Source organism: uncultured Nostoc sp. (assembly GCF_964247315.1).
Taxonomy (GTDB): Bacteria; Cyanobacteriota; Cyanobacteriia; order Cyanobacteriales; family Nostocaceae; genus Nostoc.
On sequence record NZ_CAXTTT010000094.1, the window covers coordinates 1 to 20651 of the forward strand.

General features: G+C 41.9%; 17 protein-coding genes. 5 read left to right on the plus strand and 12 right to left on the minus strand.

Annotated features, from left to right (window positions below; all coding sequences use genetic code 11):
- The first annotated feature begins 310 nt into the window (after nt 1-310).
- Nucleotides 311-1588 (plus strand): phosphoribosylamine--glycine ligase, encoded by a 1278-nt coding sequence (gene purD / locus ACFE93_RS24340; RefSeq protein WP_375477047.1) that lies wholly within the window; start codon nt 311-313, stop codon nt 1586-1588.
- A 182-nt stretch (nt 1589-1770) separates the two neighbouring features.
- Nucleotides 1771-3717: a two-component system sensor histidine kinase NblS gene (nblS, locus tag ACFE93_RS24345; RefSeq protein ID WP_375477048.1), complete on the plus strand. Its 1947-nt coding sequence runs from the start codon at nt 1771-1773 to the stop codon at nt 3715-3717.
- Between the two features lie 155 nt (nt 3718-3872).
- On the opposite strand, the gene ACFE93_RS24350 is transcribed toward nblS, so the two are convergent.
- The 4 genes from ACFE93_RS24350 to ACFE93_RS24365 form a co-directional block, all read right to left on the minus strand.
- Entirely contained in the window at nt 3873-4244 is a 372-nt protein-coding gene (locus ACFE93_RS24350; protein ID WP_375477050.1) for a hypothetical protein, read from the minus strand.
- Nucleotides 4245-4411: 167 nt separating this feature from the next.
- On the minus strand, nt 4412-4714 hold the full coding sequence (locus ACFE93_RS24355) for a hypothetical protein (RefSeq protein ID WP_375477052.1): 303 nt from the start codon (nt 4712-4714) through the stop codon (nt 4412-4414).
- Nucleotides 4715-4927: 213 nt separating this feature from the next.
- A complete protein-coding gene (locus ACFE93_RS24360; protein WP_375477054.1) occupies nt 4928-8293 on the minus strand; it encodes an efflux RND transporter permease subunit in 3366 nt (1121 codons plus the stop codon).
- 17 nt (nt 8294-8310) lie between these two features.
- Nucleotides 8311-9501 (minus strand): efflux RND transporter periplasmic adaptor subunit, encoded by a 1191-nt coding sequence (locus tag ACFE93_RS24365; protein ID WP_375477056.1) that lies wholly within the window; start codon nt 9499-9501, stop codon nt 8311-8313.
- Nucleotides 9502-10673: 1172 nt separating this feature from the next.
- Between ACFE93_RS24365 and ACFE93_RS24370 the strand changes: the two genes are divergently transcribed.
- A complete protein-coding gene (locus tag ACFE93_RS24370) occupies nt 10674-12041 on the plus strand; it encodes an AAA family ATPase (protein WP_375477058.1) in 1368 nt (455 codons plus the stop codon).
- Nucleotides 12038-12778, plus strand: a complete 741-nt coding sequence (locus ACFE93_RS24375; protein ID WP_375477060.1) for a ParB N-terminal domain-containing protein — start codon at nt 12038-12040, stop codon at nt 12776-12778. Before ACFE93_RS24370 ends, ACFE93_RS24375 begins: the two co-directional genes overlap by 4 nt.
- Nucleotides 12779-12976: 198 nt before the next feature.
- Here the strand turns inward: ACFE93_RS24375 and ACFE93_RS24380 are convergent, their stop codons facing one another.
- Both ACFE93_RS24380 and ACFE93_RS24385 read right to left on the minus strand, forming a co-directional pair.
- Nucleotides 12977-13294, minus strand: a complete 318-nt coding sequence (locus ACFE93_RS24380) for a hypothetical protein (RefSeq protein ID WP_375477062.1) — start codon at nt 13292-13294, stop codon at nt 12977-12979.
- A 386-nt stretch (nt 13295-13680) separates the two neighbouring features.
- Nucleotides 13681-13935 (minus strand): hypothetical protein, encoded by a 255-nt coding sequence (locus tag ACFE93_RS24385; protein WP_375477063.1) that lies wholly within the window; start codon nt 13933-13935, stop codon nt 13681-13683.
- Between the two features lie 603 nt (nt 13936-14538).
- Here ACFE93_RS24385 and ACFE93_RS24390 point away from each other — a divergent pair.
- On the plus strand, nt 14539-14958 hold the full coding sequence (locus tag ACFE93_RS24390; protein ID WP_375477093.1) for an Hsp20/alpha crystallin family protein: 420 nt from the start codon (nt 14539-14541) through the stop codon (nt 14956-14958).
- 131 nt (nt 14959-15089) lie between these two features.
- On the opposite strand, the gene ACFE93_RS24395 is transcribed toward ACFE93_RS24390, so the two are convergent.
- The 6 genes from ACFE93_RS24395 to ACFE93_RS24420 all read right to left on the minus strand — a co-directional run bounded on the left by ACFE93_RS24395 (nt 15090) and on the right by ACFE93_RS24420 (nt 20647).
- Complete coding sequence (locus tag ACFE93_RS24395; protein WP_375477065.1) at nt 15090-17270, minus strand: CHASE2 domain-containing protein; 2181 nt, start codon at nt 17268-17270, stop codon at nt 15090-15092.
- A gap of 192 nt (nt 17271-17462) precedes the next feature.
- Nucleotides 17463-19451, minus strand: coding sequence for an FHA domain-containing protein (locus ACFE93_RS24400; protein WP_375477067.1), 1989 nt, complete (start codon nt 19449-19451; stop codon nt 17463-17465).
- Nucleotides 19448-19630: a DUF6760 family protein gene (locus ACFE93_RS24405; protein WP_334918903.1), complete on the minus strand. Its 183-nt coding sequence runs from the start codon at nt 19628-19630 to the stop codon at nt 19448-19450. The genes ACFE93_RS24400 and ACFE93_RS24405 overlap by 4 nt, the downstream gene beginning before the upstream one ends.
- On the minus strand, nt 19594-19977 hold the full coding sequence (locus ACFE93_RS24410; protein ID WP_375477069.1) for a phage tail assembly protein: 384 nt from the start codon (nt 19975-19977) through the stop codon (nt 19594-19596). Before ACFE93_RS24410 ends, ACFE93_RS24405 begins: the two co-directional genes overlap by 37 nt.
- Before the next feature lie 3 nt (nt 19978-19980).
- Nucleotides 19981-20292 (minus strand): hypothetical protein, encoded by a 312-nt coding sequence (locus ACFE93_RS24415; RefSeq protein WP_375477071.1) that lies wholly within the window; start codon nt 20290-20292, stop codon nt 19981-19983.
- Nucleotides 20293-20299: 7 nt separating this feature from the next.
- Nucleotides 20300-20647 carry a hypothetical protein gene (locus tag ACFE93_RS24420; protein ID WP_181931614.1) on the minus strand — a complete coding sequence of 116 codons (348 nt, stop codon included), beginning with the start codon at nt 20645-20647 and terminating at the stop codon, nt 20300-20302.
- Between the last annotated feature and the right edge of the window lie 4 nt (nt 20648-20651).

Below are 20651 nucleotides of genomic sequence, written 5' to 3' on the forward strand. Positions count from 1 at the left end.
TACACAAGTCTGAAATAGTTTACTTACCTGGTTTTTCGTGTCAGTTTTACCCCACTCTAACCCTTCCCTTTCCAAGGGGAGGGAACTAGATTTCTTTTTTCCCCCAATGCATCGGGGGGATTAAGGGGGGTAATTCGACTTGTGTAACACCAGCCCCGCAGGAGGGGCTGGGGGTGGAGTGTTAGGGGAATTTTGCAAGAAGTATACTAAATCACCAAAGACTTGCACAAGTGTAAGAATTGATGAAAAAATTGATCCGCGAGAGTCGAATCAGGTATTCTCATTTTGCAAGGGACGCACGAGGAAATCAGTGAAAGTTTTAGTTGTTGGTAATGGAGGGCGCGAACACGCTCTGGCATGGAAACTGTTGCAATCTAAGCAAATTGAGCAAGTTGTCTGTGTACCAGGGAATGGGGGCACAGCAACTATGGAACGTTGCCAAAACTTGCCCTTAGCAGTAGATAATTTTGAGGGGATGAGCCGATATGCTCTAGAACATGGCATAACTCTGGTAATTGTTGGGCCAGAAGTCCCCCTATCTAAAGGAATCACAGATTACCTCCAAGACAAAGGATTGATGGTATTTGGCCCAGTCAGAGCCGGAGCGCAAATTGAGGCGAGTAAAGCTTGGGCAAAAGCCCTAATGCAAGAAGCAGGGATTCCGACGGCCCGATCTACGGTATTTACGGAAGTTGCAGCAGCAAAATCTTACGTCAGATATCAAGGAGCGCCCATTGTTGTCAAAGCTGATGGCTTGGCGGCTGGTAAGGGCGTAACGGTAGCTGAAACAGTTGCACAGGCAGAAAGTGCCGTTGATGCAATTTTTCAAGGACAATTTGGCAGTGCTGGTAAATTTGTCGTCATTGAAGAATGTTTGATTGGGCAAGAGGTGTCAGTTTTAGCGTTGACCGATGGGTTAACAATTAGACCCTTGTTGCCAGCTCAAGACCATAAGCGGATTGGTGACGGCGATACAGGAGAAAATACTGGCGGGATGGGAGCATACAGCCCCGCACCCATCGCTACGCCAGAGTTGATGGCACGCATTCAAACAGAAGTATTAGAAAAGGCGATCGCCACCTTAAGAGCTAAAGGCATTGATTACCGAGGCGTACTGTATGCTGGGTTAATGATTGCACCCGATGGCGACTTGAAAGTTTTAGAATTTAACTGTCGCTTTGGCGATCCTGAAACCCAGGTGATTTTGCCACTGTTAGAAACACCGCTAGAAGAGTTGATTCTAGCCTGCGTACAGCAGCGATTAAGTGAATTGCCGCCCATTGCTTGGAAGGGGGGAGCATCTGCCACTGTCGTTGCCGCTTCCGGTGGTTATCCAGGAGAATATGAGAAGGAGCAGGTGATTACTGGCATTGAAGAAGCAGAGGCAACCGGAGCAATTGTATTTCATGCAGGTACAAAGTTGAACCAGCAACAAGAAATACTCACAGATGGAGGTCGAGTATTAAATGTGACGGGAATCGGAGAAAATTTTGAGCAAGCGATCGCCCAAGCCTACGCTAGTATCAAACATATTCAGTTTCAGGGAATGTATTACCGGAGAGATATTGGGCATAGAGTAAAGAGTTAGAAGTCATTCAATTTTGGATTTTGGATTGAAGGAGAAATCTATAATCCAAAATTGGCAAAGTCAGGAGTTATTCCCCATGCCCCATGCCCTATTCCCCGTTCCCCTAACATATTTGTCAAATTAACTGTTAATTTTTTAGTTGTTGGGCTTTATAACAAAGACTACTAACAACTTTATTTAAGATGCTAACTCTGTTCAAAACAATTCGAGATGAGATCGCTAGTTGGTGGTCGGAGTTCACCCTCCAGACCAAACTGCTGGCTGTGGCCACAATGGTAGTTTCGTTAGTGATGAGTGGTTTGACCTTCTGGGCTGTGAATACAATTCAGCAAGATGCACGGATGAATGACACCCGCTTTGGTCGTGACTTAGGGCTGCTACTTGCTGCTAACGTTGCCCCCTTAATCGCGGACAATAATCTCACGGAGGTTGCCCAATTTTCCCAACGCTTTTATAGCAGCACCTCTAGCGTGCGTTATATGCTTTATGCCGATGAAAACGGGGAAATCTTTTTTGGCATTCCTTTTTGGGAAGCTGAGGTAGAAAACTCCCTTACCATTAAACGGCGGATACAACTGCCAGAAGATTACCCTGGTGATGGGGAAAAGCCGATGGTGCGGCAACACACGACCCCAGATGGAATAGTTACCGATGTATTTATTCCTCTGATTGTCAATAAAAAATACTTAGGTGTATTAGCGATCGGGATCAACCCCAATCAGACCGCTGTTATCTCCACCAATTTTACCCGCGATGTCACCATTGCCGTTTTTATCACAATTTGGGTAATGGTGATTTTGGCCGGAGTGATTAACGCCTTGACCATCACCAAGCCCATTAAAGAACTACTAGTTGGAGTAAAGCAAATTGCTACCGGGAATTTTAAGCAGCGCATTGATTTACCTTTAGGGGGCGAACTGGGGGAATTAATTTTAAGCTTTAATGAAATGGCAGAGCGATTAGAGCGCTATGAAGAACAGAATATTGAAGAACTAACCGCAGAAAAAGCCAAGCTAGAAACCCTAGTTTCAACGATCGCAGATGGTGCGGTGTTGATTGACAACAACATGCAGGTGATTTTAGTCAACCCCACAGCAGAGCGAATTTTTGGCTGGGAAGCGGCTAATGTCGTAGGTTGCAATGTCTTACATCACTTGCCAGCATCAGTACAAATCGAAATCACCCGTCCCTTGTACGAAATGGCAGCAGGCGAATGCGAAAGCGCCGAATTCCGAATTTTTATTAAACAACCCACTCCGCGGACGATCCGCATTCTCTTGACTACAGTACTCAATCTGCAAAGGGAAAGCATCAAAGGTATTGCGATTACTATTCAAGATATAACCCGTGAAGTCGAACTAAACGAGGCAAAAAGTCAATTTATTAGCAACGTTTCTCACGAACTGCGAACGCCTCTATTTAACATTAAAACTTATATTGAAACCCTGCACGACTACGGCGAAGATTTAGCTTTACAAGAACGGCAAGAGTTTCTGCAAACAGTCAACCATGAAACCGATCGCCTAACTCGCCTAGTTAACGATGTTTTGGATTTGTCAAAACTCGAATCTGGTCGCAACTACAGCTTTGATGGCGTAGATTTAGCCCAAGCGATCGAGCAAACCCTGCGTACTTACCAACTCAACGCAAAAGATAAAGGTGTTGAACTTGTTCAAGAGGTTGCCTCTAATTTACCGTTAGTATTAGGTAATTACGATCTGTTAGTACAAGTGTTCGGCAACCTGATTGGTAATGCGCTTAAATTCACCAAAGCCGGTGGTAAAGTAGCAATCCGCGCCTACCAACTAGATTTCAAGCCCAGTCACACCGAATCTGCACCAGTGCGAATTGAAATTTCCGATACTGGAATTGGCATCGCCACAGAAGATCAACACTCAATTTTTGAACGCTTCTTCCGCGTAGAAAATCGAGTTCACACCCTAGAAGGCACGGGTTTAGGTTTATCGATTGTCAGAAATATCATCGACAGACATCGTAGTAAAGTCTATCTAGTAAGTGAAGTCGGTATTGGCACCACCTTTTGGTTCGACTTAGCTACCTTTGAGGAAAAAGCGCCACCGATACAAATTGAACCTATTGCAGAAGCATCCAACATCATCACAGCTTGAAGGTTAGGGAATGGGCAGTGGGGATTGGGTACAAGATGGCAGAGGTGCAGAAGTGCAAAGGGGCAGAGGGGAAAAACTTACTGCAACTTCTCCCTTGCTCCCCTGCTTCCTTGCTCCTCTGCCTCCCTTGCTCCCTACTCCCCACTAAACCCAAATCAAGACCTTAATATAACGAACAACAAACATACCAATAATAAACCTAATAGCAACAATAAAGCCTGATTGCGTTTTACCCAACTTTTGACAGTTACTGCAAAACTGTTAGTGTAACGCTGCTGTTCCAACTCTAATTTTGTCTCTTCAATATTTTGGTAGAGTGTACAGTCTTTGGCGTAGGGACGTTTAGGAAAATTGCAAGTATCATCAGCGTGATAGGTGCAGGTGTCGCACAGATACCCATCCCCAGCAACGCGGTGCAATGGAATACCGGGATGACCGTGAGCTTTAAGTATAGTCCGGCAATAGGGACAACTAATAGCTTGACTATCAATTAGTTGATGGCAACGGGGACAAGATACAGTAGCCAATACCTTTAGGGTAAATAGGTAAACACTATGATTCTAGCTATTCTTGAATTTTACTAGCAACAGAGGCAAAAATTGTTATAAAGGAGAAATTATTAAATGCGTTTGCCCTGCGCGATCGCTTTGATTTGTTAAACGTCAATTAAGTAAGCTGAGTACTAAACTAGCTGTTAGTCCTTGTCAAAAAACTGTGATGATAAATTTCCTTTATCTGTACTTGAGTGAATAGCTTTGTTGAAATCTCGCAGCAAGTCTTCTTCCGCATCCCGCTCTTGCTTGAGTTCTCGAATCATTTCTTGACTAGAACCAATCAGCAAGCCAGCAACTGCACCAACGATCGCGTATTTTTGCTCCAAATTTTGATACATTTGACTGGTGTAAGGGCAAGGAAGTAAACTAGCAGTAATAAAACCAATTCCTGCACCCACAAATCCTGTCACCAAGCCAGAGAAAGCGATTAATTTAGCGTTCATTTGCTCTGCTCCAATGCTTATAAATTTGCTAAATAATCAGAAGATTCTCTACATTGTCTCAGCGGTTCCCAAAGTTGTAACTTAATCTTTATCTCTTGTAATAGAAAGCAGAGTTGGGCAGAGGAGGCAGAGGGGCAGGGGATAAGTTGTAGTCAGTCTTTCCTCTGGTGCTCTTGTGTCCAATCCTCAACTCCCTATTTCCTATTTCCTTTTTCAATTACTCGAATCATTAGGTCTGTTCTCATCAGTGTTTTGCTTGATAATCACAGATGAATGTTGATGAGCGTTCGTCGTTGGCGTTAGCGTCTCTGAAGGAGAAGACGTTCGCGTTCGCGTTTGCGAAGCGTCTCCGTCAGGAGAAGCGTCTCCGTCAGGAGAAGCGTCTCCGTCAGGAGAAGGCATCGTTCTTGATTGTCCATCCTCGTTTCCATCTGGAGATGGTGGTTGGGAGCGATTAGCAGGTTTATGTTTCAAGAAGCGATCTTCCAAAGTCTTAATGATTACATACAGCACTGGAACAAAGAGCAAACTCAAAATCGTTGCCACGAGTAACCCGCCAAACAAAGCCGTTCCCAACGACCAGCGTGAGGCAGAACCCGCTCCGGTGGCGATTACTAGAGGGAAAAATCCCAGCAATGCCGCACTCGAAGTCATGACAATTGGTCGAAACCGTTCTTCGGCTGCGGTCAAGGCTGCCTCTCGAATCGCCATGCCCCCTTCGTAGGCTTGGTTAGCAAACTCGACGATCAAAATAGCGTTTTTCGAGGCAAGTCCAATCAGCATTACCAACGCCACGTTCGCGTAGACATCGTTTACCAAACCGCGCAACGCCAGCGCACTCAACGCACCTAACAACGCCAACGGTACGGTCAACAAAATAATCGTGGGATCGATGTAACTTTCATACTGAGCGGCAAGTGTGAGAAACACCATAATGATCCCGAAGCCAAAAATGAGAATGCCCAAGTTACCTGCACTTAATTCTTCGCGGGCAGTTCCGATCCAGTCACTACCAACTCCCGGTGTTGCTGCTTGGCTCACCGCTTGCTGCATTGCTTGGATTGCTTGTCCACTGCTGTAACCCGATGCTTCTCTGCCTTGCAAATCGATGGCGCGGAAGCCATTATAATGATTAATTACAGATGGGCCTGTAATCGGCGTGAGTGTTGCCATCTCGCTCAATCGCACCATTTGATTATTTGCCGATCGCACATAAAGCTGACGAATATCATTTGGCGAGCGCCGATAGTTGCCGTCTGCTTGAACATAAACGCGATAGCTCTGCTGTCCGAGGATAAAATCATTGACATACTGCGAACCAATGGCGGTTCCAAGTGTACTAACAGCATCCTGAAAATTGACGTTGAGTGCTTCGAGGCGATCGCGATCAAAGTCGATTTGAAACTGTGGGGTATTGGCAGTAAACTGCGTAAACACACCGCCTTTGAGGGCTGGTTTTTGATTCGCTTGTGCTAGAACCGCTTGGGCATTGGCGAAAAAATCATCAATTGTCAGTCGCCCGTTGGTGCGGTCTTCAAGCTGCAACTCAAATCCACCTAATGTACTAAAGCCTTGAATTGGTGGGGGACTGACTGCGGTGATTACGGCTTCGGGAATCCCTTGAAATCCGCCATTAATTCGGGTCAAAATTGCAGACGCACTTTGATCGGATTTACTGCGATCTTCCCACGGCTTGAGCTGAGCAAAGAACACGCCGCGATTTGACCCACTGCCTGCAAACCCAAATCCTGAAGTCGCAAAAATGTTACTAATTTCTGGTTCTTTTTGGAGAACTTGTTCAACTTTTTCGAGTACTCGATCGGTATAGCCAAGAGCAACTCCATCCGGGGCTTGAATAATGCCTAACAAAATGCCCTGATCTTCACTCGGAACAAATCCGGTCGGAACATGGGTGAACATAAAATAAGTCGCAGCTAAACCGACCACAAACAATCCAATCACAAAGTAACGAACGCGAATCAGAAAATTGACGATCGCTAGATATCGTTGAACGATCCATGCCAAAATTTGATTAAATTTGTTAAAAAACCAGCCAAGCGGGCCGCGTTTGGGTCGTGGCGGACGCAGCAAAATCGCAGACATACTGGGACTGAATGAAAGCGCATTAAACGCTGAAATCGCGATCGAAAAGGCAATTACTAACGCGAACTGCTGATACATTCTCCCAGTCGAACCCGGAAAAAACGCTACTGGAATAAACACCGCCATCAACACCAGCGACGTTGCCAGCACTGCTCCGGTAAGTTCCTCCATCGCCTCGATTGACGCTTGAAACGGTCGCACTCCCTGTTCAATTTTGCGGGCGACTGCCTCGACGACGATAATTGCATCATCTACGACTAATCCTGTCGCCAAAATTAAACCAAATAAAGTCAAATTGTTTAACGAGAATCGAAACGCGTAAGCAAATGCTAATGCGCCAATCAGCGAAACTGGAATTGCAACAATCGGAATAATTGTGGCTCGCCAGTCTTGGAGAAACAGAAAAATCACCAGCACGACCAATGCGATCGCTTCGACAAGGGTTTTCACCACTTCTTCGAGTGATGCTTGCACAAACCCAACGGTATCGTAAACAATCTTGGCTTGTAATCCGGGCGGAAACTCTTTCATCAGTTCATTCATTTGCGCTTCTACATTTTTCGCCACATCCAGCGCATTACTACCTGGTAACTGATAAATTGCGATGCCGATCGCCGACTTGCCATTATTTCTGGCATTACTAGCGTAAGTCTCCGAGCCGAGTTCGGCATGACCGACATCTTTGAGTTTAATTAAGTTGCCATCACTCCCGGCTTTGATGACGAGATTCTCAAATCCTGATGCATCTTTGAATTGACCATTGACTCGCAGGGGAATTTCATAACTTTGACCTGGAGGCACAGGCTGTTGACCCAACGTTCCGGCTCCGGCGAGAATGTTTTGCGATCGCAGTGCCGTTGCCACATCTGTCACGGTTAATTGCCGACTCGCCAGTGCATTTGGATCGAGCCACAACCGCATCGCATATTCCTTTTCACCAAAAATCGTGATATCCCCAACTCCCGGTGTTCTCAGCAGTTGATCCCGCAAATTGAGGTCAATATAGTTACTAATAAACAGCGCGTCATACTCATTATTTTGGGGATAAAGCGCGTACACTAACAAAATGCTGGTTGAAGACGTTTGCGCTGTCACACCGAATTGTTGCACGGTCGTTGGCAAGCGAGGTGTAGCACGGGCAATGCGATTCTGCACGTTCACTTGGTCAATATTTTTATCCGTCTGTGACCCGAAATACACTGAAATTTGGCTACTACCTGCTGAACTGTTCGAGGTCATGTACTGCATTCCCTCAACGCCGTTAATCTGTCGCTCCAACGTAGTTGTCACGGCAGTTTCTACGGTTTCCACATCCGCCCCAGTATAGGTGGCTGAGACTTGAACGCGAATCGGCGCAATATCTGGCAAGTAATTGAGTGGCAGTAGCGGAATACACACGCCACCGACAATCAGAATCACTAAGGTACAAACGGTAGTTAATACTGGGCGTTTGATGAAGGTGTTGGCAATCGACATGATCAGATGTCCTGGATTTAGGATTGCGGTTGAATTGGTGCGCCTTCTCTAAGTTTGAGAATGCCAGCAGTCACGATCGTTTCGCCGGATTTAAGTCCTGAGAGGACTTGATAGTTTGCGCCTTGAATGTCACCAAGGCGCACTAAACGCTGATGCACAACTTGCTGCTGTTTGCCATTTACGGTTTTGTTTTCGGTAATATACACAAAATTTTGTCCGGCAACGCGAGAAATTGCGGTGGTGGGAATCAAGATACCTGGTTGTTGATTCCAAATCACCCGAGCTCGAACGTATTGCCCATCGCGCAGTCGCCCTTGTGAATTCCGAAAGCGCGCCTTGCTCAAAATTGACTGCTGATCGGAACTGACTGAGGGAGAAATGAAGTTGACCGCGCCCGTGCCAATCAGCCGCTGCGTGGTAGGATCGAGCAATTGAACGGGCAATCCAGTTCGCAATTGATTCAATCGATTTGAGGGTACAGAAAGATTGAGATCCAGTGAATCGTTTTGCGTCAGCGTGGTAATTGTTTGTCCAGTGTTGACATAATCTCCCACTTTCACTGGAAAAAAACCGACTACGCCAGTAATCGGTGCTACCACTCGTTTGAAATTAAGGTTAACTTGTGAGGCAGCCGTGCTGGCTTGGGCTTGGCGTACATTTGCCTGTGCTTGCCGAATGGCTGCACCTGATGCCGCAACTTGTTTGTTTGCGGCTTGCAAGTCTGCGATCGCCGCTTGTAAATTATTTCTGGCAATGTCTAACTCTTGTTTGGCTATGGCTCCTTCGTTGACTAACTGTTGGTTACGATTGAATTGTGTCCGTTGCAGCTGAACATTTGCCGCGGCCTTAGTTCGCTGGGCTTCGGCTTGTTGAAGTTGTGCTTGAGCCGTCAATAAAGCTGCTTGCGCTGAACTAGCCGCAGCGATCGAACTGGCAACATCAGCCTGAGTCTGATCTAAACTCAAGGATGCGATCTGTGTACCTTGCTGCACTCGCTGACCACTCGACACCAGAATCGATTCGATTCGTCCCTGAGTTTGGGGCTGTAGCGTGACTTTTTGCTGTGCTTCCAACGATCCGACAAACACAGAACTTTCTTCGATTGTGCCTGCGTCAATTTTGTGAAGTTTCACCGCCAATGGTGGCGGGCCTTGAGCATTCGCTGCCGGATCGTTTTTTTGACAACCACTCGTTAATGCTGTGAGCATTAGTACGATAACTAATACTGGATTTGCGAGTAAACAGTTTAAGTATTTAAGTAGACGATCGCTTTTTAGGATGAAACAAAATGTTAATTAGCTAAATGTATGTGCTACATAATTTTTCCTTCTCAATCCAAGGGATTAAGAAAGCCTAATGGCTCTAACTTTGCCGCCGGAAATTTTCTATATGTCTAATTATTTTGTTTATCATTAGATTCATCTTTCATCTGAAGCGTGGCTTTACCCAAATAAACTCATCTTTAAAAAATCTCTGGGTTAATACATTGCACTCAACTCTATACGCTGTGGATCGTTTAGGTTCGGCTGACTATCTGTTGGTTTTCCTTGTTTTTGAGTCTGAGGCATTAAAAATTCCTCCTTTCGCTTGATTATTATCAGTACACCTAATTTGGATTTAGATTCCGACTGCTAAAAGAGAGAATTTAAAAACTGTTCCGCGCAGCGAAACCGTCGATCGCTCATTAAAATATGAGACTGTGGATGGATTCCATTCTGCGACAAAAACTGATGTCGATTGCTACATTTAAACAAACTCCGGCATCACAACCCTGGTAGACTAGATTACTGCGATCGCTCCAGACAGCAACACGCCTCATATTTGCTCCTTTCTGCTAAGAGTGTTTCAGCAGTCAGATAAGTACAGTTAAGCACTTAGTTAAATTACTTGTTTCAATGCAATACTATCTGTCTGTAAAATGAAGCATATCATTAAGAGTGCAACGTATTCTCTAATGTCGTAAAGGTGGCGCTTTCAGATTCAGCATACAGACTCGCGCGATCGCACTCCCAAGATGCAATCACTATCTTCTATCCCCTATCCCAGCAGCAAACCCAAATGGCTAATAAAGAGCTATAAGCGCTCAAAAAACTAGCTTTTGACCAATCTGAGCGCAGTTCAAAACAGGCGTTCTCACTACTAAACTCCCAGGCTAACTTACCCAAAGAAAAGCCTAAGCCAACTATTATACGTAGCCTGTTAATTTTAAATATGGCTAGCTCTGAAAATTGGTTACTTTATCAGCAGAAGTACTAATTTTATGATATTTTTTAAATTTTATAAGTGATTTCTATCACTCAACATAATTAAGGCTATGCCATAATCTAGCAAATATCAAGTTTTGTCCCAAGTCCAATAATTATTTAGAGGTAGAAAAATATTGCCTTTTAATCCTGAGCTGTGCCGTAACGAAAGCGAAGTTGAAAGCAAACTCATAGTGCAATATTTGCTACCACAGCTAGGTTATACTCCTGACACCTGGCATCAAGAAGTTGCCGTTGGTAGCATCCGCTTAGATTTTTTAGCATTTGCCGCACAAGTGATTCCCTTTGTCTTAGATGCCAACTCACCGCTGAGTGTCGTCATGGAAGCCAAGCATCCCAAACAAAACTTAAATAATCATGTCCTCCGACTCAGGCATTATTTAACCAGCTTGAATGTCAGGTATGGATTACTGACTAATGGCAAAGAGATTAGAATTTATCAAAAATTACAATATGATATTCAATTAGTATTTCAATGTTCTGGGAAGGAAGTTGAGGCAAGGATAGAGGAAATTAAAGGTTTAATTGCTAGGGAAGGTTTCACAAATAGACAGTCTAAAGATGATTTTGAAATTCAAATACATGGGAATAATTCAATTATAGAAATCAAGAGAGAACATTCAATGAAAATAATTGCAGTTTATCACAACAAAGGCGGCGTTGGGAAGACAACAACAGTAGTTAACCTAGCTGCTGCTATTAGAAAAAAGGGTAAAAGAGTTTTAGTAATTGATTTTGATAGCCAAGCTAATACTACATTTGCCACAGGTTTAGTCAAATTTGATGATGAAGAATTTGATGATATTAAGGATTCTAATCTTCTCCAAGTATTACAATCTGAAGAATTGTATCCTATTTCGGAAGTAGCCAGAAAATCTAATTTCTGCAATCCTGAGATTGATGTTGTTCCTGCACACATCAATTTGATGAGAAATGAAACTGATTTAAATGCTCTTGAGGGTAGTAGACTGGTACTTATTGAGAAGTTAGAATTTGTAAAAGATAAATATGATGTTGTCCTTATAGATACTCCACCATCACTCAATCTGTATGCGAGAATTGCTTTGATTACCTCTGATTATCTTATTATTCCATCTGATCTCAAACCTTTTGCAAACCAAGGATTAACAAACGTTAAAGAGTTTATAAAAGGTATTAATACATTTAGAAAACAAATAAGGAAACCTCCTATTGAAATTTTAGGTGTCCTTGCTTGTAAGATATTTACTAACAATCAATTTGTGAAACATACTTTACCTAAAAGACTAGAAGCAATTCCGAAACGGTATGATCTTCAAGTCATGGATACAGTAATTTATGATAGAGATGATTTAGCGAAATGTGCCGAAAAATTTCTGATTATAGGAGATATGGAGATAGCTGATCCCATATCTGTACTTGATTTTAAGCCAGATTCAATTGCTGCACAAGAATTTGAGTTACTAGCAATAGAAGTTTTACAAAAAATAGGATTAGATGAATGAAACTATCTACTTCACTTGTTGCTGTCAAGAAAATTACCTCCAGCAAGCCTCGTTCAAATTTTGCAGATGATGAGCTAGAACAAGCTGCTCAGTTAATTTTAGAATCTGAAGGTGTTGTTAACCCTATTGTAGTCCGCAGAACAAGTTTGCAATCTTTTGAAGTAGTCGATGGCGACTTTGAGTATTATGCTGCGGCTAGAGCTAGAGAAATAGATATTCGTAAAGGAGAGATGATTGGAGTATTTATAATTGAGTCTGAAAATGAGGAAACTTTAACAAAGCAAGTAGAATTATTTAGAAAATCAAAAGCGTTTATTCCCAACCATGTAACTGCTAGTTCAGATAGTATTGAATTCCGTTTAATAAATATGGAATCACGGTCTAGCAACACAGAGTCTCGCGTAACAAACCTTGAATCACGTTTTGAAAACCGCACTTTTGAATTACAGACAGAGTTTAAACATGAAATTAAAAATATTAATGACAGACTGAAGGAAATTGAAAATCGAATTCCAAAACCAATGGAACCATTGGAGGCACTTAATACTTTGGGTGTATCTGAGCTTACCTCTAAGTTGAGACGGGTTGGTATCAATATTAAAATAATTGAAAAAATAATCAGTGAGCGTGACAATGGTAAATTCAAATCTTTCAGCAATGTAGTTGATCGGATCAAAGGCTTAGGTGACAAAACAATGCTAAAGATTATCGACAGTTTTGCAGAGGGTACAGTCTGACTTTATTCTATAAAGTTAAAATTGGTGGTTAATATCGATAGTCTGGAATCTAAAATTGTTGAAACTTTAAAACGTGGCACTCCCCTAAGAGCAGAGCCATGAGCCACCAAGATAATTGTATGTTGGGTTGAACGAAGTAAAACCCAACAATTAACGCTCAATGTTGGGTTTCATTTCTCAACCCAACCTACACAGATGTTATCCTTCTATAAGTTTTATTTTCTCAGAGATTAGAGTCTTTTCTTGCTGAATACTAATATCTAATTGTTCGACGAATGTGCCACGCCAAGTACTTATAAAAACTTCTAAAGAACACTCTAACAATAAAGAAAGAAATAATTGCAATGTGAGTAACTGGACAATATCATTAACTCCAAATGGTTTTAATACAAATGGTTTAGATGATAACCAAGTTGACAATGTTACTACTAGAAAACTAATAATGATTAATACAATAAATAAAGGAGATTCGGGAGAAAGCTTTAGCAACGTATCTATACTCCTGTTTCGCGTCACAATATCTAACACAGCCTGGAAGTGAAAACTACACCTGCTGAGTAACTTAACAACGTTAATTTGATAGAACAGTAAATAATTTATGACCTGTCCCTTTTTTCTAAAAGTGTGATAAGTTACGCCCTTGTGGGAGCAGAAAGCATTGCAGTGCTACTGTGCATAGGATGACGCTAGAGCAAGTAGCAACCGTAGCACCAACTAAAAACCCCTCCAAGCTAAGGTGTTGGAGGGGTCAAAGTAATTTTTGCGAATTAGATAGGTGATTAGGGGGAGACAGCAGCTTTTCCTGCTCGGTTAGGCATTTTCTTGTCAAAGTAACCAGATGATAGTACAGCATTTTATAAATCCATTACGAACCTTCGCAAGTCTGTACTTAGTAAGATAAATTATTTTTGGTATTGAGATACCAAAGCGCTACTGCTAGGACTACCCTGTGCTTTTAGATTACTTTGATAAGCTAGAAATACAGCATCAAAGGGTTTGAGGTAGCTAACGTTAGTAGAATGAGTGGATAAATTGTTAGAGTTGATAGCTATAGGCTCGCCACTATTGTTAGTAGCTATTTGAGTGCTACCGATTCCAGGCAATAAAGCAATAGAAGTAACAATGAATACAGAATCAATCAAGATAGAGAATTTCATAAGATTATCCTTAGTTATAGTGAAGTGCAATTAGTGTTCTTGAGTAATAGAGTCTTATTTTTTATCTGTCTTAACTTCCTGCACCCAGTTCACCTGAACGGTTGATTTGCTTTTCACCCATTCGGGTGATTTAATTGAGTGCATCTGACAAATCATTAAAAGTTGCTAAGACCCATCATTTGATAAGCAAGAACAGTAGTATCAAAGGGTTTGAGGTAAAACAAACTTGAACAGATATCTATTTAACTGAGGTTATCTAAAAATTTATGCAGCGCTGTTACTTAGTTGTAGGCATAGTCCAACTGAGGTATCGCATTTCTGCACTATCCCTTTCAACATAAAATTTAGGTTTAGTATAAATTAAATCTAATTTATATATTCTGGTTTACCGAACATATAAATTAGAGTAAACCGTAATTTCTCTCATATCTAGTTTGGTACGGTAATCATCAATTAGTTGGTGTTAAAAACCGAATTTACAGCAGCTTTAACTCTACATAATATGAATATGTAAGCACAAATTGAAGTGCAAAACTTATTAAACAAAGCTAACTAATGCGAGGAAGAGTTATGACACTAGTTCGTTGGAATCCTTGGAGATAAATTGACACTCTACAACACCAAATCAATAGTTTATTTGAAGATACCAGACTACCATCTGCATTGTTTGACAAAGGCTTAAGCAAAGTTCCTGCTGCTGAAATCCAAGAAACTGAAGATGCGATTCATCTGAAGCTGGAACTGCCAGGAATAGAAGCTAAAGACCTGGATGTGCAAGTCACAGAAAATGCTGTTTACGTTAGCGGTGAGCGGAAGTCTGAAGCGAAAACAGAGGAAAAAGGTGTTACCAGAAGTGAGTTTCATTACGGTAAATTTCAACGCGTAATTCCTCTATCGGCTCGGATTCAAAACACTAACGTTACGGCAGATTATAAAGATGGCATCTTGAATCTAATACTACCTAAAACTGAGCAAGAAAAGAACAAAGTTGTCAAGGTAAATTTGGAACAATTTGGTAACTAATGAGTTTGCGATGTCTACGACGGGCTACGCCTACGCACTATTTTACGTGCAATGATTGATTGAAATAGTTAAGAGCTTGGTCACTCGCATGACCGAGCTTTTTTATTAGCAATTTAGTGTTACAAAAAGTACTAAAGACTTTCGAGCTTTTTAAGCACCTCTGCGGCTGACTGATATCTTTGAGTGAAGTCGAAATGTACCATTTTATTTAAAATCATAACCAACTCGTCTGTAGCCTCAGCTAATTCGCGCCAATGTTGCCAAATCTGTTGATTAGCATCAGCTTGGCTTTGGATAATTATTTCACCAGTATTTGTGTCTCTACGAAACTCTCTGGGTTCTACCCCAGTTAAACCTTGTATTCCCATAATTCCCAATGCATAAATATCACTGTTGAGTTTTGGCAATCCACTCATTTGTTCAGAAGGTGCATAACTAGGAGTGCCAATTGAAATTGTCTGAGCTTCTTGCTGCTGAGGTTGAATCTGCTTAACAGCGCCAAAGTCAATTAAAACAATGTGCCGATCTGATTCTCGCCTAATCAAGTTACTAGGTTTGATATCTCGATGGATTACGCCATAGCTATGAACAAAAACCAGCACGTTTAAAACTTCTTTGAGTATCTCCACAACTTCAGCTTGTTTTAGTCGCTTCCCAGTGGTTAGCTCTTTATCCATAGCGTGCCCTTGAACAAATTCTTGCACTAAAGAAAATTGTCGATTTTCTTCAAAAAAAGCTAGCAGTTGGGGAATTTGTGGATGCTTACCCAAAGTTTCTAAAATTTCTGCTTCAGCGTCGAATAGGCGTCTGACAACATTTAAATATTCTGCATCTTGGCAAGGAGGTCGCAACTGTTTAACCACACACTGCGGATTACCAGGACGCTGGATATCATCAGCCAAATAAGTATTGCTAAATCCTCCAGAACCCAAGGGTTGAATAATTTTGTAGCGGTTGTTTAGTACCGTTCCTAGTGCAATTTCTTGCCCAATGGAATCAACAATTAGCGTTGGCGCTTCATTTGAGGCGTTGCCACGCTGCCGTAAAAGACCTTGCAATTCTAGAATTAATTGTTGGTGTTCTTGAACCCGTTGGGTAATTTCTTTTTGCTCTTGCTTGGTTTGATAAGCACTATAGGCAAGGACACTGCTGGCGGTAAATACTAACCCCAACGCCGGAGGTATGACTGGCAACCATCCAGCTTGGGTAAAAATGACAAAATTGGCTCCAAATAATACTGCAAGGGCTGTTGCTCCTGCCAATCCTAAGCCTAGTGGATGTTGAATCCGCCATACCAGTAACCCACCAACTACAGTCCATCCCCATATCCAAAGGACTTTACCCCATTCAGGCAAAAACCAAAATAGAGGCTGTTTGTTCAGAACAGCACTGAGAATTTGACTAACGCTGTGGGCATGAATTTCAATTCCGGCCATCTTGCCAGAATTATCCGACTTACCACTAGCAAAGGGCGTATTAAAAATATCATTTAAACTATTAGCTGTTGAACCAATCAAAACGATGCGGTCTTTAACTAAATCTGGTTTAACTTGATTTGCAAGTACTTCTGTAATAGTTACCTGCTGGGCAACCTGATGACCAGAACGGTAGTTAAGCAGAATTTGGTAGCCATTTGTATCCGCTTTCTGATAACCGCCAGCATTACTTTGCAATGGTTTAAATACAGTATTTCGTAGTCTTAGTTCTTTTTTTGGGGTAAATTCTAGTTGGATGCCTCCAACTTCTAAATATTTAAGTGCTAGTTGTAAGCTAAAAGAATAAGTACTTTGACAAGGATCGGATTCTTCTGTACTTACCAATAATAAGTTACGACGAATTGTAGCATCAGTATCTTCTACAACATCATTAAATCCGACTCGCTCTGCTTCAACGCCTTTTGGGGGTGCTATTCCCGGATTGTTAGAACCAGAATGTTTGCAAATAGGAATGATGATATCGCTCTGTTGGAGGCGTTGCAGTAGTTTGTCATGACCAGGCGGTACTGGTAAGTCACGAAAAATATCTAGACCAATGACTCGCGGTTGATATTCTTCAAGTTTGCCTAATACCCGGTCTAGAAGTTCACTAGAAAGGGGCCAATTCCATTTTTGGATATCTTTTTCACTTAAAGCAACAATCAACAGACGAGTGTCTGGGCCTGAGTCAGCACGTAATTGCATCATTTGGTCGTAGACTTTCATTTCTAGAGGCTCGAAAACCCCAAGTTTTTGAATGCCTACTAGTAAAATTGTAGCGATCGCACTTGAAAGAATAACTGGCTGTCTAAATAAACTTTTAAAATTTACAACCATTTTTTGAAATAGATTTTATTTTAAAATATACGTATATTTTGAGATTAATTTTTATTGTTGAAATTATTCTATGCAATTTGCAACTTTTCAAAAAATACAGTAATCATATTTTACCTGCAAACACTAACACGTCAGATACCGAACTTATTTAATAAGTCCGGTATCTTGTTGTTCGTGACTAATTTAGAATTGCTATATGTGTTTCAGGTAATGCACGATCGCTTCTGCTGTTGACAAATTAGTAGCCAATAAAACTTGATTAATAGTGCATAATCTTAACAGTGCCTCTTCATTTGCTTGACCAGGCTGAGGTTGCAGCAAATCTCGCAGGAAAATAACTGCTACAATTTCTCCGGCTCCAACCAATGAAGCAATTGTTTGATATCCTCCAGAAGTTGGTGCGGCAGTTTGTTGACTAATAGTTATCCCTGCTTGTTGATGTAAGACTTCACTAACAGATGGCCAGGTAATTGTAAAACTATGCGAGAAAAATTCCTGATGTTCAGAAACCAATTCAGCAAGTTCTGATTTCTTGCTTTCATGAGCAATCAGTACTATATTTTTTTCAATGATTGCTTGAGGAGACTCACTGACATTTGTTTCTTCTGGAGTTTCATCAAAATGATCTTCTACTTCAGGTAATTCTTCAATAGTTTGACTGATGCTCTCAGTTGATCCACTTTCTGTTGTTTCCAAAGATGGAATATCATCTGAGTCAGAAATTTCACTTATTTGTGCAGCAACATCATCAACATATTGATTAACTTCTTCAGTACTTGCATTACTCAAATCAATATGTTGATTGCTTAAAACTTCCGCAACGGCATCATCAGGTACAGTTGATGGTTCAGAAACTTCGCTTATTGTTTCATCCACCGCAGAAGTAGGTTTTACTTCGTCAACATCTGCGCTGTCTGCTGCTGTAACTGACGTATCCCAATCTATCGCTTCATCAGTGGTATCCTGTGTAGCTTGGCTCAATGCTTCTTGTGGCTGAATCTCTTCGTTTTCAACAACTTCACTGGCTTTTTCTGCGACTGGCGTATCCAAATTCACTACTTCATCATGAGTAGCTTCGGGAATGTCACTCTTCTCCTCAGATACATGGTGGAAAATATCGCGCGGCTGTACGGAGGTAACTTCTGCTGCTAATGCTGCCTCCAACTCTGCATTTTCATCGTAGTTAGCTTCGGGAATAAAACTCTGTGCAGGAACTTCGTTGAAAATATCGCGTGGCTGTACGAAGGTAACTTCTGCTGCTAGTGCTGCCTCTAACTCTGCATCCTCGTCGTCGGTAGTTTCTGGAATAGCACTTGTATCACGCTGTTGTACGAAAGTAGATTCTGTCGCCAGTGGTGCTTCAAAGCCTACAGCCTCATCGTGGTTAGCTTCTGGAAGGACACTTTCCTCTTCAGGAGTTTCAATGATGTTTTCAGGTGCAGCTATGGCCTCATCAGGTTCGGTCAAAGAAATTTCTGAGACTTCGCTAACTTCTGGAACTTCTACTTCCTCACCGTTTGGTTTACTGAATGTCCGCAAATCCCCAATTTCATCACGAACATCGTGTGGAACTTCGTTGACTGCTTCTGGTGGTTGAATTATGTTTTCAGGGGCGATTATCTCAACAACCGGGATGACATCATCAGGTTGATTAGAAACAACTTCTGAGATTTCGCTGATTTCTGGGGAAGCAGCTTTAATTTCAGGTGTTTCTACTTCTTGACTAATCGGCGCTGGAACTTCGTTGACTACTTCTGGGGCTGGATTAACAACATTGGCAGCGCTGACATTTTCAGGCGATCGCGGCCGAGAAAACAGCGAAGGATCTATAATTCTAAAGACTGTCTCTGGTTGCTCATAGGCAGGAGCAACTGCTTCCAAAATCAAAACATAATCTGCAATCCGAATAACGTCTCCATCGCTCAAAGAATATGGTCGATCTTTTTCAGCTTGTTTCCCATTAAATATTGAGCCATTTCTACTGCCAAGGTCAGAGAAGTAGTAATTTCCACTTTTGACAAAAAACTTAGCATGTACCCGACTGATATCAGGGCTGTCTAAGACTAAATCAGAATCAGGAGAACGACCTATTACCCATTCTCCTCTCGTTGTAGTTTCTGTGGTAAGGTCAACTTCATTGACTTCACTTAGATTTGGTGAGTAGCTAACTTTTACTTTCATATTAATTTTTGGTTAATTTTATTGATTTCTCCTACCCAGCGCTGACGGGTAGTATGTTCTAAATTTAAAATATCATCTTGTGACCAGTGGAAATGATAAGCAATAAAAGCTACCTCCTCATATAAAGTATCAGAGGGGTAGCTTACGACTCCCCCGCTAGTTCTAGCTCCACTGAAAATTGAGTATTACAGTGGGGACATTGTGTCGGAATGTGTACATTGCCTTGCTGATTGATTCGATTGTAAAATTCTCGGAGATAGGCAATGTCATGTAAAAGCAGTCCTTCAAGTAAATCAGGACTAACAGAGTTGAAACTACCCAAGCGAGTAATAACCCGTGCAAGCATCACCAAAACGCCATAAGCTGGATTTTCCTGAACTTTGCGCTCTTGTTGTACCAAAATTTCATCTTTGGCGGTGGCTAAACGCATCATCCCATGACGATGTACTCGTTGTTCACTATCACTCAATCCTCTAGGAAGAGTGAAAGCAAATTCTGTGCAGAGAGTATCTTTTTTACGGCGCATAGGTTATTGAATTTGGGCATTGAGTATGAGTCTCTGACTGGTTCCCAGCCTGAAGGCTGGGAACGAGGCTAATGAGGCTTTGAACTCCATTAATAAGGCTTTGAACTCCATTAATAAGGCTTTGAACTCCATTAATGAGGCTTTGAACTCCTTTAATGAGGCTTTGAACTCCATTAATAAGGCTTTGAACTCCATTAATGAGTATTTGAACTCCATTAATGAGTATTTGAACTCCTTTAATGAGGCTTTGAACTCCTTTAATGAGTCTTTGCTCTCTGCTCTCCTGCTCCTTGCTCCCCACTCCCTATGCCCCATGCCCAACTCAATTATGAAGAAGTGCTTCGGGAGAATTTACTGTATCTTCTGGTATGGAAGTTTCACCTTCCAATCCATTGATTCGACGGTAAAAATCTTGGAGGTAATTTAAATCTTGGGAAAAAAAGTTTTCCACGATTGCAGGAGTCACTTCTGATAAAGCACCCAAGTGGGTAATCACTCGCGCCAAGATAATAATTGTGGCATAAACGGGATTAGCTTTAACGCGTGGGTCACGCAAGGGTGCAATCTCGTCTATCGCCGTTGATAACCGCATTACACCTTTGCGATGGAGGTTGCCTTCAGAGTCTAGATACCCCTTTGGCAGTGTAAATTCAAACTCTGTGGGAAACATAATC

Coding starts and splice junctions, on each gene's coding strand:
- nblS (WP_375477048.1), top strand. CDS start 1,771: ATGCTAACTCTGTTCAAAACAATTCGAGATGAGATCGCTAGTTGGTGG.
- ACFE93_RS24355 (WP_375477052.1), bottom strand. CDS start 4,714: ATGAACGCTAAATTAATCGCTTTCTCTGGCTTGGTGACAGGATTTGTG.
- ACFE93_RS24360 (WP_375477054.1), bottom strand. CDS start 8,293: ATGTCGATTGCCAACACCTTCATCAAACGCCCAGTATTAACTACCGTT.
- ACFE93_RS24365 (WP_375477056.1), bottom strand. CDS start 9,501: ATGCTCACAGCATTAACGAGTGGTTGTCAAAAAAACGATCCGGCAGCG.
- ACFE93_RS24375 (WP_375477060.1), top strand. CDS start 12,038: ATGAAACTATCTACTTCACTTGTTGCTGTCAAGAAAATTACCTCCAGC.
- ACFE93_RS24385 (WP_375477063.1), bottom strand. CDS start 13,935: ATGAAATTCTCTATCTTGATTGATTCTGTATTCATTGTTACTTCTATT.
- ACFE93_RS24395 (WP_375477065.1), bottom strand. CDS start 17,270: ATGGTTGTAAATTTTAAAAGTTTATTTAGACAGCCAGTTATTCTTTCA.
- ACFE93_RS24400 (WP_375477067.1), bottom strand. CDS start 19,451: ATGAAAGTAAAAGTTAGCTACTCACCAAATCTAAGTGAAGTCAATGAA.
- ACFE93_RS24410 (WP_375477069.1), bottom strand. CDS start 19,977: ATGCGCCGTAAAAAAGATACTCTCTGCACAGAATTTGCTTTCACTCTT.
- ACFE93_RS24415 (WP_375477071.1), bottom strand. CDS start 20,292: ATGGGGCATAGGGAGTGGGGAGCAAGGAGCAGGAGAGCAGAGAGCAAA.
- ACFE93_RS24420 (WP_181931614.1), bottom strand. CDS start 20,647: ATGTTTCCCACAGAGTTTGAATTTACACTGCCAAAGGGGTATCTAGAC.